The organism is Oceanobacter sp. ABM4_470 (assembly GCF_056158645.1).
In genome coordinates this window covers 2,066,388-2,078,776 of record NZ_JBSWTR010000001.1, presented here as the reverse complement: position 1 = coordinate 2,078,776, position 12,389 = coordinate 2,066,388, and the positions used below count along the sequence as shown (strand labels likewise).

Annotated in this window: 14 protein-coding genes; 9 read left to right on the top strand and 5 right to left on the bottom strand. The window is 54.9% G+C overall.

The window, feature by feature from the left end:
- Positions 1–21: 21 nt before the first annotated feature.
- The 8 genes from aroC to ACXADJ_RS09000 all read left to right on the top strand — a co-directional run bounded on the left by aroC (position 22) and on the right by ACXADJ_RS09000 (position 6,453).
- Complete coding sequence (gene aroC / locus ACXADJ_RS09035; protein ID WP_475064955.1) at positions 22–1,134, top strand: chorismate synthase; 1,113 nt, start codon at positions 22–24, stop codon at positions 1,132–1,134.
- A gap of 7 nt (positions 1,135–1,141) precedes the next feature.
- Entirely contained in the window at positions 1,142–2,317 is a 1,176-nt protein-coding gene (locus ACXADJ_RS09030; RefSeq protein WP_475064953.1) for an MFS transporter, read from the top strand.
- A gap of 79 nt (positions 2,318–2,396) precedes the next feature.
- Entirely contained in the window at positions 2,397–2,648 is a 252-nt protein-coding gene (locus ACXADJ_RS09025; protein WP_475064951.1) for a DUF6489 family protein, read from the top strand.
- Between the two features lie 325 nt (positions 2,649–2,973).
- Positions 2,974–3,366 (top strand): phasin family protein, encoded by a 393-nt coding sequence (locus ACXADJ_RS09020; protein ID WP_028292738.1) that lies wholly within the window; start codon positions 2,974–2,976, stop codon positions 3,364–3,366.
- A gap of 114 nt (positions 3,367–3,480) precedes the next feature.
- A complete protein-coding gene (locus ACXADJ_RS09015; RefSeq protein ID WP_051218940.1) occupies positions 3,481–5,283 on the top strand; it encodes a PHA/PHB synthase family protein in 1,803 nt (600 codons plus the stop codon).
- Between the two features lie 127 nt (positions 5,284–5,410).
- Positions 5,411–5,887 (top strand): hypothetical protein, encoded by a 477-nt coding sequence (locus tag ACXADJ_RS09010; RefSeq protein WP_475064949.1) that lies wholly within the window; start codon positions 5,411–5,413, stop codon positions 5,885–5,887.
- Entirely contained in the window at positions 5,877–6,137 is a 261-nt protein-coding gene (locus ACXADJ_RS09005; RefSeq protein WP_051218939.1) for a YheU family protein, read from the top strand. The genes ACXADJ_RS09010 and ACXADJ_RS09005 overlap by 11 nt, the downstream gene beginning before the upstream one ends.
- A 49-nt stretch (positions 6,138–6,186) precedes the next feature.
- Positions 6,187–6,453, top strand: a complete 267-nt coding sequence (locus ACXADJ_RS09000; protein WP_475064946.1) for a hypothetical protein — start codon at positions 6,187–6,189, stop codon at positions 6,451–6,453.
- A 391-nt stretch (positions 6,454–6,844) separates the two neighbouring features.
- On the opposite strand, the gene mnmC is transcribed toward ACXADJ_RS09000, so the two are convergent.
- The 5 genes from mnmC to ACXADJ_RS08975 all read right to left on the bottom strand — a co-directional run bounded on the left by mnmC (position 6,845) and on the right by ACXADJ_RS08975 (position 11,440).
- Complete coding sequence (gene mnmC, locus ACXADJ_RS08995) at positions 6,845–9,040, bottom strand: bifunctional tRNA (5-methylaminomethyl-2-thiouridine)(34)-methyltransferase MnmC2/FAD-dependent 5-carboxymethylaminomethyl-2-thiouridine(34) oxidoreductase MnmC1 (protein ID WP_475064944.1); 2,196 nt, start codon at positions 9,038–9,040, stop codon at positions 6,845–6,847.
- A gap of 102 nt (positions 9,041–9,142) precedes the next feature.
- The gene (locus ACXADJ_RS08990) at positions 9,143–9,712 is read right to left on the bottom strand and encodes a peptidylprolyl isomerase (RefSeq protein ID WP_475064942.1); all 570 of its coding nucleotides are present in this window, start codon (positions 9,710–9,712) and stop codon (positions 9,143–9,145) included.
- A 73-nt stretch (positions 9,713–9,785) separates the two neighbouring features.
- Positions 9,786–10,514 (bottom strand): TIGR04211 family SH3 domain-containing protein, encoded by a 729-nt coding sequence (locus tag ACXADJ_RS08985; protein WP_475064940.1) that lies wholly within the window; start codon positions 10,512–10,514, stop codon positions 9,786–9,788.
- 17 nt (positions 10,515–10,531) lie between these two features.
- A complete protein-coding gene (locus ACXADJ_RS08980; protein WP_475064938.1) occupies positions 10,532–10,831 on the bottom strand; it encodes a YciI family protein in 300 nt (99 codons plus the stop codon).
- A 3-nt stretch (positions 10,832–10,834) separates the two neighbouring features.
- On the bottom strand, positions 10,835–11,440 hold the full coding sequence (locus ACXADJ_RS08975; RefSeq protein ID WP_028292731.1) for a septation protein A: 606 nt from the start codon (positions 11,438–11,440) through the stop codon (positions 10,835–10,837).
- Between the two features lie 42 nt (positions 11,441–11,482).
- On the opposite strand from ACXADJ_RS08975, the gene ACXADJ_RS08970 reads away from it, so the two are divergent.
- On the top strand, positions 11,483–12,361 hold the full coding sequence (locus tag ACXADJ_RS08970) for a PHP domain-containing protein (RefSeq protein ID WP_051218936.1): 879 nt from the start codon (positions 11,483–11,485) through the stop codon (positions 12,359–12,361).
- Positions 12,362–12,389: the final 28 nt, after the last annotated feature.

Here is a 12,389-nt window from a genome sequence, read left to right as displayed (position 1 = left end):
GAATAAGAGAACGAGAGTCCTATGTCAGGCAATAGCATTGGTAAGCTGTTTACCGTTACCACGTTCGGCGAAAGCCACGGCAAAGCCCTGGGTGCCATCATTGATGGTTGCCCACCGGGAATTGAGCTGAGCGAAGAAGATCTGCAAAAGGATCTGGATCGTCGTAAGCCGGGCACGTCTCGTTACACCACCCAGCGTCGTGAAGCCGACGAGGTGAAAATTCTGTCGGGTGTGTTTGAAGGCAAAACCACCGGTACCTCCATTGGCCTGCTGATCGAAAACACCGACCAGCGTTCCAAGGACTACTCCAACATTGCCAACACCTTCCGTCCGGCCCACGCGGACTACAGCTACAACCAGAAATACGGTTTCCGCGACTACCGTGGTGGTGGCCGTTCTTCCGCTCGTGAAACCGCCATGCGCGTTGCCGCCGGTGCGATTGCCAAGAAAGTGCTGGCTGCCAAAGGCATTGAAGTGAAAGGCTACCTGTCGCAGCTGGGTCCGATTGCCATTGATCAGGCCAACTTCGACTGGGATCAGGTTGAGCAAAACCCGTTCTTCTGCCCGGATGTCAGCAAGGTCTCCGAAATGGAAGACTACATGGTTGCCCTGCGCAAGGAAGGTAACTCCGTTGGTGCCAAGATCACCGTGGTTGCCACCGGCATGCTGCCGGGTTTGGGCGAACCGGTGTTTGACCGTCTGGACGCTGAGCTGGCTCACTCGCTGATGAGCATCAATGCGGTGAAAGGCGTCGAAATTGGTGATGGCTTTGATGTGGTTGCCCAGAAGGGTACCGAGCACCGCGACGAAATGACCCCGGAAGGCTTCCTCAGCAACCACTCCGGTGGTGTGATTGGCGGTATTTCCACCGGTCAGGACCTGGTTGCCCACATCGCCCTGAAACCAACCTCCAGCCTGATCATTCCGGGTCGTTCCATTGATACCGATGGCAACCCGATCGAAGTTGTGACCAAAGGCCGTCACGATCCGTGTGTGGGCATTCGTGCCACGCCGATTGCAGAAGCTATGACTGCCATCACGCTGCTGGACCACCTGCTGCGTCATCGTGGCCAAAACGCCGATGTCCAGTGCGCAACTCCGGTGATTGCCGGACTGGCACCAGAACAGGAATAAACACGCGATGGCTGGCAACAGTCCTGAGCGCGTACAGCAAACCGAAGACCGTCAGGTGCGTCAGCGCCTGGCGGTTTTTTATGCGCTTTTCTTTGCGCTGGTTGGCTGCAACGCGCCGTATTGGGGGCCCTATCTGCAAAGTCTGGGCTTCAGCTACGAAGACATTGGCAGTGCTATTGCCTGCTTCTCACTGGTGCGCATCATTGCCCCCACGCTGTGGGCGCATTGGAGTCATCACTTTCATACGCCCATTCATATGGCTCGCATTGCCGGTATTGCTACGGCAGTGTGCTTCAGCGCCATCTGGCTGGTGGACGGTTTCTGGCCGGTGCTGGTGGTGATGCTGTCGTATGGCTTCTTCTGGTCGGCGATGCTGCCTCAGTATGAAGTCATCACCATGAAGGCCATTGCCAATAATCTGGAGCATTACAGTCGTATCCGGCTGTGGGGATCGGTCGGCTTCATTGTCACCGTGACGGGGCTGGGCATGATGTTCGACCACTTCGGTGTGGGAGTACTGCCACTGGTGATGCTGATTCTGATGGTCGGTGTCATCGTTAACAGCTGGGGCATCCGCCTGCAAACTGACTTCAAGGACCCGGTGGCCTCCAGAGCCTCGCTATGGCCAGTTCTGAAACAACCGGTAGTCATTGCCTTTCTGTTGCTGAATACCTTGCTGCAAATGAGCCATGGCCCGCTGTACTCGTTTTTCAGCATTTACCTGGACGACTATGGCTACAGCGCCACCGAGGTGGGCTTGTTCTGGGGGCTGGGCGTTGCCGCAGAGGTGGTGCTGTTCTGGAAAATACGCTGGCTGCTGGACTATGGCAGTTTGCGTTTTTGGCTGATTGCCAGCTTGCTGATCACCACCGTGCGCTGGATGGCTGTGGCAATGTTGGCCGATTCCTTGCTGGTGCTATTGTTGGCCCAGCTTTCCCATGCATTCACCTTTGCAATGTTGCATGCTGTCTGTATTCGCTATGTGCCAGTGCTGTTCCCGGCCGATCTGCAAGGCAAGGGACAGGCGCTGTACTCCAGTGCCGGGTTTGGTCTCGGTGGCGCCATTGGAGCCTGGCTAAGTGGGTATTTCTGGGCTTATGGTGGCGAGTGGGTGTTCTGGGCGGCGGCTTTGGTTGCGTTGCTGGCAACGCTGATTGCATGGCGCTGGGGACCTTCTGAATAACGCCGGGCACGGATTTCAGGGGGCCTGAGTTGAATCGCTCAATTGATTGATATCACGTGATACAGGAAAGGAGTCGGACATGAAAATAAATGTAACTTTCGATATGACCCCGGAAGAGTTTCGTCAGGTTTTGGGATTACCGGATGTTCAGAATTTTCAGCAGGAAGTATTTGATCAAATGCTTGAAAAAATGCATAACGGCGAAGATGGATATGACCCAATGGCATTATATAAACCCATGTTCAACGAAAGTATGACGGCCATGAGTCAGTTTCAGCAGATGATGTTCAAGATGATGGGCGGAAAAAGCCCGGAAAATTCGAACGAATGATAGATAAAATGGGCATCTTTGGTGCCCATTTTCTTACGACTGTTAGGCTTGATTTGGCAAAAATGGACTAAAAGCGCCATTTTTCGAATATATATAAATATCCTTTTATATGCGAAAAATATAAGCGATATATCAATAGGTAACAGGTCAACAAAGTTGGTCAATTCCGTGTAATTGTCATTTAAACGTCAAATCCACTGGTCTAGTATGAACTTGCAGCGGTTGGGGATATCTCTTTAATTCAGTGCCTTCTCAATATGAGAAGTACGGGATTAAACAGATGTCCCCAAGCGCTAACCCCGACCCTTTTGAAGGAGCAAATATCATGCAAGACACTATTCTGAACGCTTTCGCGGAACAGGCAAAAACCATGTATGCGCCTATGTCCAAGTTCAACACCCTGTTCGTTGATAACATGGAAAAGATGACTGAGTTCCAACTGTCTGCTGTGAAAAGCTACGCAGAAATGGGCCTGGATCAGATGAAAAAAGCCGCTGACGTTAAAGATGCAGAAGGCATGCGTGCCTACACTGCAGCCCAGGCTGAAGCTGCCTCTGCAATGAACAAGAAAATCATGGAAGATGCCAAGGCTTTCTCCGATATGGCGATGGAGTTCAAGTCTCAGGTTGAGTCCATTATGGAAGAAGCGCGCACCACTGCTGCAACCACCGCTACTACCGCCAAGCCTGCTACCAAGGCTGCCAGCAAAGCCGCCTAAGGGCCTTGCCGGTCGTTAGTGCACTTGGTAACAGGTGTGGTAACGGGTAATTAAGGCCACCACTTTGGTGGCCTTTTTTCTTTCCCTTCTTATTTCGAAGACAGGTTGATAAGCATGACCAAGGAATCCTTTGAAGTCGCCGTCGGCGATTTTTACGAAATGACGGGCCGAGTAGCGGAGCAGTATGGCCGTTTCTGGGAAAAGAACGTGATTCAGCCTTCCTCTGCAGAAGACCCGGCCGGGTCGGTGTTGTCCGATTTTTCTGCCGCCCTGCAAGAGCTGGGAACTGCCATGCTGGAAAACCCCAACAAGGTGTTGGCCGACCAGCTGGAGTTAATGCAAAAGCAGCAGGAACTGTATCAGTACACCGTCATGCGTTATCTCGGCCAGACGCCAGATCCGGTGGTTGCCCCGGACCCGACGGATCGCCGTTTCAAGGATGATGAATGGGAAGAAAACCCGCTGTTCGACTACCTAAAACAGCTCTATTTGCTGCAAGGCAACAGCCTGATGCAGATGATCAAGGATACCGACGGACTGGATGAGCACACCCGCCAGAAAGTGGAGTACTTTGTGCGCCAGTACGTGAATGCCATGTCACCGACCAACTTCCCCAGCATGAACCCGGCGGTGATTCACAAGACCATGGAAACCAATGGCGCCAACCTGGCGACCGGCATTGAGCAATTGATGAAAGACATGGAAGGCAGCGCCAAAGGCCTTCTGAACGTTGCCATGACCGACACCAATGCCTTTGAAGTGGGCAACAACATCGCCGTCACCAAAGGCAAGGTGGTGTACCAGAACGACCTGATGCAGCTGATTCAGTATGCGCCAACCACCGAAAAGGTGTTCAAACGCCCGCTGCTGATCATTCCGCCGTTCATCAACAAGTACTACATTCTCGACCTGCGTCAGGACAACTCGTTTGTGAAATGGCTGGCCGACCAGGGCCACACTGTTTTTTGTATCTCCTGGGTCAACGCAACGCCGGCCTTGCGCAACAAGAACTTTGAAGACTACATGCTGGAAGGTCCGATTGCGGCGGTTGAAGCCATCCAGAAGGCGACTGGCGAAAAAGACGTTAATGCCATTGGTTACTGCGTGGGCGGCACCTTGCTGTCAGCCACTCAGGCTTACCTGAAGAAAAAGCGCAAGGCACCGATCAAAACCAATACCTTCCTGACCACATTGACCGACTTTTCGGAGCCGGGCGAAATTGGCGTTTTCATTAACGAAACGGCGATTTCTGCACTTGAGCGCCAGATGGATGTGCTGGGCTTCTACGATGGCCGCCAGATGGCGTTCAGCTTCAATACCCTGCGTGAAAATGACCTGTTCTGGTCGTTCTTTGTGAACAACTACCTGCTGGGTGAGCGTCCGGCGGCGTTTGACTTGTTGTACTGGAACACCGACAGCACCAACTTGCCCGCAGCCATGCACAGCTACTATTTGCGCAACATGTACCTGTACAACAAGCTGATTGAGCCAAATGCGCTGGAAATGGACGGTGTGAAAATCGACCTGTCGAAAATTACTGTGCCAAGCTACTTTATTTCCTGCGCTCAGGATCACATTGCACTGTGGCGCGGCACCTACAAGGGTGCGCAAGTGCTGGGTGGCGACAAACGATTCGTGCTGGGTGGTTCCGGCCACATCGCCGGTATCGTCAATCCGCCGCACAAGAAAAAGTACGGTTACTGGACCAACGACAGCATGCCGCTGGAAGCGGACGACTGGTACGCCGATGCCAAACACAACGAAGGTTCGTGGTGGCTGGATTGGCAGCAATGGATTGAAAAGCAGGGTGGTATGACGTTGGTGGATGCCCGCCAGCCGGGCAGCGATGCCTTGCCACCAATCGAAGATGCGCCTGGCACCTATGCCTCTACCCGTATCGAAGAAACGCTTAAATAACAGATAGTTAGCTATCACTTAAAGAGTATGTAAAATGCCACTTGCGGGTTTCGCCAGTGGCATTTTTTATTGGTGGAACTGTGATCTCCATCGCCGCGGTTGTATTGCCGGTCGGCATGGATGGTTTATGATGGCACAACGAGTTAAGCAGGAAGTTTGTGTGAAGCAATTCGATCAGGAATCCATCGTCTACGGCGTCATCCGGCATGTTCCCAACAGTGCCGAGCTGGCGTCCCGTTACGAACGACGCAGTAACTGGGCAGCGATTCAGAATTTGCCTGCCGGTGTTGACGATGATTGGTCACTGCTGTGCCGGGAAATGTTCTCCATGCCCGGTGATCATGTCTTGAGTGGTACCTACCAAACCCAGATTATCCATTTTGCCGCCTCCTATCGTGCTGTTGAGTACGAGTGGGAAGCCTGGTTGCGTCAGTTTGAAAGCCTGCTGAAGTCCATGTACTGGGTGTCTGCCACCGTGCATCTGGAAACCGAACTGTCGGGCAAGCACACCTTCAATTGGCAGTCGGATCAGGGTCATATTCCATCCGATGCCGAGCTGCGTATGAACTGTGAGTGGGAAAGGGAGGCTGGCTTTGCCATCTGATCACGATCAGGCACCGGATCATGGTGTTATTGAAGTCCCCTGGCAGCAGCTAAGCGCCGATGCACTGGACGGTATTCTGGGCGAGTTTGTGCTGCGCGAAGGCACCGACTACGGCGATTACGACGTCAGTTTTGATGACAAGAAAGCGCAGGTAAAAGGGCAGTTGGCCGATGGCAGTGCCCGCCTGTTATTTGACCCGATTGAAAATAGCTGCCACATTGAATTGACGCGGAACATTCCTAACCGCTAGTGCGTTGCCATCCCGATCAGCCGGTAATGGTGACCTGGAGGGCACAGCCATGACGGACATACGGGTTCATCGTTTACGTCGCCGCATTGCCGATGCGGTCGACGACATAGACACCATGAAAACAGAGCTGGCGGACATTCGCGCCGCCTGCGCTGAGCTATCCGAGGCGATGCGCGCCATTCGTGAGCGTAACCCGCTGCCAGCGAAAACCTCGCTGCATCCATCCAACCGTACCAGCCCTGACGCATCTGAGCCGAACGTCGCCGGCTCTGACAGCATAGATAAACCCGCTCGTCATTTACGGCGGGTTATGTAAGGGACCCTCTGAATAACTCGGTGCCCGCTCTGGATGACAGGGCGACGCTGAATCACGAAGCTGGTTTGCAGGCCTGACGGGTCAAGTCAAAAATCAGCGACACAGAGTCAGCAATGCCCTGCCATCCCCGCAGGGCGCGACCTGCAGCCCGCCAGAACGGTGTTGGCGAACCTGCGCGGCCCGATTTGGAAAGGTCTAGCCATTCCGCTGCATTCGCCGCGAGGTTGTAGAGAGCCAATGACAACCTGCAGGACTCGCGCACGACTGCATGGATGCAGGAGGTAGGGCGAAGCAGGAAGCCAGAGCCGAGAGCTGTGCAGAGTTATTCAGAGGGTCCCAAAGCTGGTTTATACCAGTCGGGTCTGCTGATTCAATTTCTATGAGTCATCGCTTAATCACCGCTGACAACATCTGATAGCTCGTCGCGGCTGACCTTGCGACGCACCATATCCCTCAACAGGAATCGAGACGGCAAAATGGCTTCCCGCACGGTTTTGCTGACGGGCAGACTACTGCCGGTAATTTCTGCCGCCAGTACTTCTGCACACAGCGGTGCCGAACACAAACCGCGGGAACCATGCCCCAGATTCACCCACAAGCCAGTGTGCACGGGTGCCGGTTGTGGCGGGACGATTTTGGCGTTTTTCACCATCGGCTGATAACTGTTGAAAAACGACTGATCCATCACCACGGGCCCAGCAATGGGCAAATAATCCGGAGTGGTGCAGCGGAACCCCACTCGGCCACCAAGCAAGAGTTTGTTGCGCACCTCGGGGTCTTTTAGCGCGGCTTCCGACAACGTTTTCCAGGCTGGGCCAAAGTCGGCCAGATACCCCAGGTTGGTGCTGTGATCGGCATCGCGCAGCTGCTGTTCGTCGTCGTTGAGGTTGTAGGTCGCGCCCAGTACCAGTCTTTGGTTGTGGGCCGGGGCCATGTAGCTGCGGCCGCACAAAACGGTGTTCAAAGCCGGGGTGTGATCGGCATTCAGGTAGCTTAACTGGCCTCGAATCGACTTGGTTGGCAGGTGATTGTTGGGCAGCAGCGAGCGGGTTGAATTGGCCGTAGCCACCACGACGTGGTCGGCATTCAAGGTCTGACCGTCGGTCAGCTGCACTTGCCACTGTGATTCCTCACGCACTAGTTCGCTGACGGTGGCGGTCTGGAAGTGGATATTGGGATGTTGAACCAGTGCCTGGCAAAACGCCGCCGGGCTGGCCCAGCCCGCCTGTTCAAAGAACAAGCCGCCCGCTGCCATTTCGCAATCCGCCTGGACGCTGGCCTGTGGCTGGGAGAGCGGTTTGATCAGTGAATCCGGGTAGCTGACCTTGTTCAGAAAGTTACGTTGGCGACTGGCTTCTTTCTCGGACCAGCCCAGTTGCAATACGCCACAAGGCCTCCATTCATCTGAGTTCAGTAACCGTGACATCCACTTCAGGCTGGTCTGATAGGCAGCCAGGTAGAAATCGGTATGGGTGGCCTGGTCGTTCGCCGCCAGCTTGATGTAAACGCCGCCCTGCGGGTTGCCAGACGCGCCTTCGGCAATGCCATCCTTGTCCAGCAGCTGCACTTGCAAACCGCGCTCAGCCAGTGCTCTTGCGGTGGTACAGCCTGCTAATCCTGCGCCAATCACAATGGCAGATTGGCTGTGGGTGTTTACTGCAGATGTCGAACGTTGCCAATGCAGCCATGGCGTTTTGCTGAATCGGGCAGGGCGCTCTGGCCCTATGGTGCGATGATAGTAAGCGCTTAGCATCTCGCGCTTGCGGCCATAGCCTGGCACCTTACTGACCTTGAAACCGGCTCCCTTGAGGCCTCTCCGAACAATCCCCGCGGCGGTAAAGGTCGCCAGAGTCGTCTGACGTGTTTCAGTGTTTTCGTTCTGATCCAAAAAGTCCTGACTGTGATTGGACAAGCGGCGGATGTGATCGAACAGTGGTTGCTGCCACATGTCCGGGTTGCGGGACGGTGCAAAGCCGTCCAGAAACCAGGCATGAACCGGCCCATGCAGTTGCGGCAGGGCATCGTGAACATCCGCCAGAACAAGGGTCAGTTGTACTCGCTCTTCGGGCCAGCAAAGGCTATGAAAGCCTGCGGTAGGCAAGGGATATTGTTGCAGCAGTTTGTCGTACAGATCGGCCAGCTCGGGCCAAAGGGCAGCCGCTTGTTGTAGCTGAGTCAGCGACATCGGGAATTTCTCGATGCTGGTGAAGTGCAACCAGCAATCCGGATGTGCGTTTTGGCGGAATGACTGCCAGGCCATCAGGAAATTCAGGCCCGTGCCAAAGCCGGTCTCGGTGATGCAAAACGGCCCTTGCCACTGCTGCCAACGCTGCGGCAAACCGTTGTTGTGCAGGAATACGTAGCGGCTTTCTTCCAACCCGTTTTCGACCGAAAAGTACGGGTCATCGAAGTCATTGGCGACGGGTTGGCCATCGTCCCGCCAGGTCAGCTCCGGGTGCTCAAGCCGCGTGGTCTGCCTGCTGGACGCTGTTGGGTTTTGAGGCATCTGGGTTTGAGGCGTCGGAGTTTGGGACGTCGGGTTTGACGGAATAGATACAGAAGATGGGGTGTCGCTGCTGTCTTGCATACTGTCTAGCATCAGAGGCCGAGGAATGACCGCTGATGCTAGCACAAAGGCCAAAGTGTCGCAGGGCCAGGCTGTCGCTGGCTAGAGGCCCGTCACGAAGTATCACTGAGGCTGTTGCAGTACTTCGACTTTTTCCAGAATCACAGGCTTGCGCGGAACATCACGCGCTGCGGTGTCGACCTTGCCAATGGCGTCTACTACGTCCATGCCGCTGGTCACTTTGCCAAAGACGGCGTAACCAAAATCACGGACACCGTGGTTCAAAAAGCGGTTGTTTTTCAGGTTGATGAAAAACTGCGACGTGGCACTGTCTTTAGCCGCGGTACGCGCCATGGCAATGGTGCCGCGTTCGTTGCCAAGGCCGTTGTCGGCTTCGTTTTTGATTGCTGGCAGGGTAGCTTTTTTCTGCATGTCGAGGTTGTAGCCGCCGCCCTGAATCATGAAGTTGTCAATCACCCGGTGAAACAGGGTGTTGTTGTAATGCTCGCCTTCAATGTAGGTGAGGAAGTTGGCGACCGTTACCGGGGCTTTGTCCGGGTACAGCGTCAGCTCGATATTGCCCATGTTGGTTACCAGGCGAACCTGCACGGTGGATTCTGCCTGAGCCGTCAGCGGCAAGCTGGCAATGCAAGCGAGGGTGAAGAGGCACTTTAAAAGGGATCGTCTGAACATAAGAACTCCGTTTTGGTATTAAAAAGGCGCAGTCTGTGTTGGCAGACTGCGCCTTGGTCGAACCGGGAAGCTATCAGGCCCAGTTGGAGGTTTTCTTGCGGAACAGTGACGGCACAATCAGGCCGAAGAAGCCGCCCAATACCACCAGACCACCGCCGTACAGCAGGTAGTTGAAATCGCGGTCGGCTTCCAGCTGGGCGTTTTCAGCGTTGGCGGCTTCCAGTTGGATTTCCAATTCCTGGGTGCGGGTAGACAAGCGGTGTACCTTGTCATTCAGCGCCATGGCGTTGGATGAAATCTCGCGGATATTTTCCAGTTCTGTGGTGGCCTCGGTGGCCGTGCGACGCAGTTCTTCGCGTTCGCTGCGCAGCTGGGTCAGCTCCTGCTGCATTTCAACAATCTGGCTGCCGGAGCTGCCCATTTCGGCCTTCAGGCGGTCCAGTTCCTGTTGCACCAGAATCAGCTTTTCCTTGGCGGTAATCTGATCCAGCAAATAGCGGGTCAATACCCAGCCTTCACGGCCTTTGGAGGTTCGCACCAGGGAATAGCCGTTGTCGTTGTTCTGGCCCAACAGCACCAGGTGCTCGCCGGTTTTAAGGGCTTGCAGAATGCGGTACTGGGAACCCGGGCCGGTACGCAGCTGCAACCACAGCTCGTCGGTGACGTAGCGTTTTTCACCGGTAGTCACGGCAACATAGTTAGGGTCATCAAGGCCAGCCATTGGCTCGCTTTCTTCCGCGTTAACGGTGCCAGCAGCGACGAGCAAAGACAGGCAGATGCCTGCATAGCGTAAAAACTTCACCTGAAACTCCTTATGACTCAGGGCAGGACTTTTTTGTATGGCTTGACGATGACTTGCTGGTAAACACCGGCATCAACATATGGGTCGGCGTCAGCCCAGGCCTGGGCGTTTTCCAATGAGGCGAATTCGGCAATCACCAGGCTACCGGTAAAACCGGCGCTGCCCGGGTCTTCGCTGTCGATGGCCGGGTGAGGACCGGCAACCAGCAAACGACCTTCGTCGGCCAGGGTTTGCAGGCGCTTGAGGTGGGCCGGGCGAGCCGACAGGCGTTTCTCAAGGCTGTTTTCAATGTCCTGGCTGATAATGGCGTACCACATGGTTCAAGGCTCCTCGTGATTCATGTAACGGTAAAGAAAGACGGATTGGGCAAGGATAAAGACAATGGTTAATCCCAGCAGTCCAAACAACTTGAAGTCTACCCAGATTTCTTCGGAAAAATGGTAGGCAACGAACAAATTGGCAATGCCGCTGAAAATAAAGAAGGCGACCCAGGCAAAATTCAGTTTGACCCATACCCCGGCTGGCAGTTGCAGGTTCTGGCCCATCATTTTTTCCAGCAAGGTGGTGCGGGTAAACAGCCAGAAACCCAGGAATCCCGCAGCGAACAGCCAGTTCACCACCGTCGGTTTCCATTGAATAAAGGTCTTGTCCTGCAAAATCACCGTGGCACCGCCCATCAGTACCACCAGTACCAGGGTAATCAGGTGCATGTTCTCGATTTTGCCGGTGGTCAGGCGGGTATACAGAATCTGCAGGGCGGTGGCCGGAATCAGCACGGCCGTCGCCAGTACAATAGGCTGCATTTGTTGCAGCGCGGCGGCGTTATCGGCACTCAGCATCGGGCCAAGGGCCGCTACCAGTTCCGGGTTGAACTTGTAGGCCAGGAAAAAGGCCACGATGGGGAGGAAATCCAGCAATAACTTCATTATTCGCTTCAACTTCAGTCAGCATTTACAATGGAGCCGATTATGGCCGAAGCCGATGAGAGCGTCCACGTGAGTTCCGAGATCGATTTGCATTGTCACACCACCGCCTCTGATGGCCACTTTGACCCCGAGCAGTTGGTGGAGCGCGCCCATGAGCGCGGCATCAAGACCCTGGCGATTACCGACCATGACTCGGTCGAAGGGTTCCGTCGTGGACGCCAGCGGGCGGCAGAATTGGGCGTCCAATTAATTCCCGGCATCGAGCTGTCGACGGTGTGGAGCGGTATTTCCATTCATATTGTCGGGCTCGGGTTTGATCCGGAGTCACCGGTCATGCAGCAGGCCGAGCAGCAGCAACGTCAGGCTCGGGCTTCCCGCGCCGAGTTGATAGCCCAGCGGGTTGGCAAAAAATTGCGGACCGACATTGCCGTCGCCGATATCGTGTCGCACTCCGGTGTTGAACAGGATCAGCTGGGGCGCCCACACTTTGCCCGCTGGATGATTGAACAAGGGCTGGTGCCGAATATGCAGGTGGCCTTCAACAAGTATCTGGGGGCCGGCAAGATTGGCGATGTCAAAACCGGCTGGGCCAGTATGACGGAAGCCGTTGAGTGGATTCGAGCCGCAGGCGGTACGCCGGTGATGGCCCACGCCCACTTGTACAAGATGACCCGCACCAAATTACGCGCCTGTGTGAAAGACTTTATTGCAGCAGGTGGTCAGGGGCTGGAAGTGGCTTATGGTATGATGGACAGCAACCAGCAAGGCCAAATGGCAGCACTTGCCAGAGAGTTCAACCTGCTCGGTTCGTGCGGCAGCGACTACCATGGGCCCAACCGTTTCGGGCTTGAACTGGGTGTGATGCCCGCCTTTCCAAAACTGATTACACCTGTATGGCAGCAGTGGTCTGACGCTGCCTGATTGTGCCGTTCCTGCGTCTTGCCAGACC

Coding starts and splice junctions, on each gene's coding strand:
- aroC (WP_475064955.1), top strand. CDS start 22: ATGTCAGGCAATAGCATTGGTAAGCTGTTTACCGTTACCACGTTCGGC.
- ACXADJ_RS09030 (WP_475064953.1), top strand. CDS start 1,142: ATGGCTGGCAACAGTCCTGAGCGCGTACAGCAAACCGAAGACCGTCAG.
- ACXADJ_RS09025 (WP_475064951.1), top strand. CDS start 2,397: ATGAAAATAAATGTAACTTTCGATATGACCCCGGAAGAGTTTCGTCAG.
- ACXADJ_RS09020 (WP_028292738.1), top strand. CDS start 2,974: ATGCAAGACACTATTCTGAACGCTTTCGCGGAACAGGCAAAAACCATG.
- ACXADJ_RS09015 (WP_051218940.1), top strand. CDS start 3,481: ATGACCAAGGAATCCTTTGAAGTCGCCGTCGGCGATTTTTACGAAATG.
- ACXADJ_RS09010 (WP_475064949.1), top strand. CDS start 5,411: ATGATGGCACAACGAGTTAAGCAGGAAGTTTGTGTGAAGCAATTCGAT.
- ACXADJ_RS09000 (WP_475064946.1), top strand. CDS start 6,187: ATGACGGACATACGGGTTCATCGTTTACGTCGCCGCATTGCCGATGCG.
- mnmC (WP_475064944.1), bottom strand. CDS start 9,040: ATGCAAGACAGCAGCGACACCCCATCTTCTGTATCTATTCCGTCAAAC.
- ACXADJ_RS08990 (WP_475064942.1), bottom strand. CDS start 9,712: ATGTTCAGACGATCCCTTTTAAAGTGCCTCTTCACCCTCGCTTGCATT.
- ACXADJ_RS08980 (WP_475064938.1), bottom strand. CDS start 10,831: ATGTGGTACGCCATTATCAGCCAGGACATTGAAAACAGCCTTGAGAAA.
- ACXADJ_RS08975 (WP_028292731.1), bottom strand. CDS start 11,440: ATGAAGTTATTGCTGGATTTCCTCCCCATCGTGGCCTTTTTCCTGGCC.
- ACXADJ_RS08970 (WP_051218936.1), top strand. CDS start 11,483: ATGGCCGAAGCCGATGAGAGCGTCCACGTGAGTTCCGAGATCGATTTG.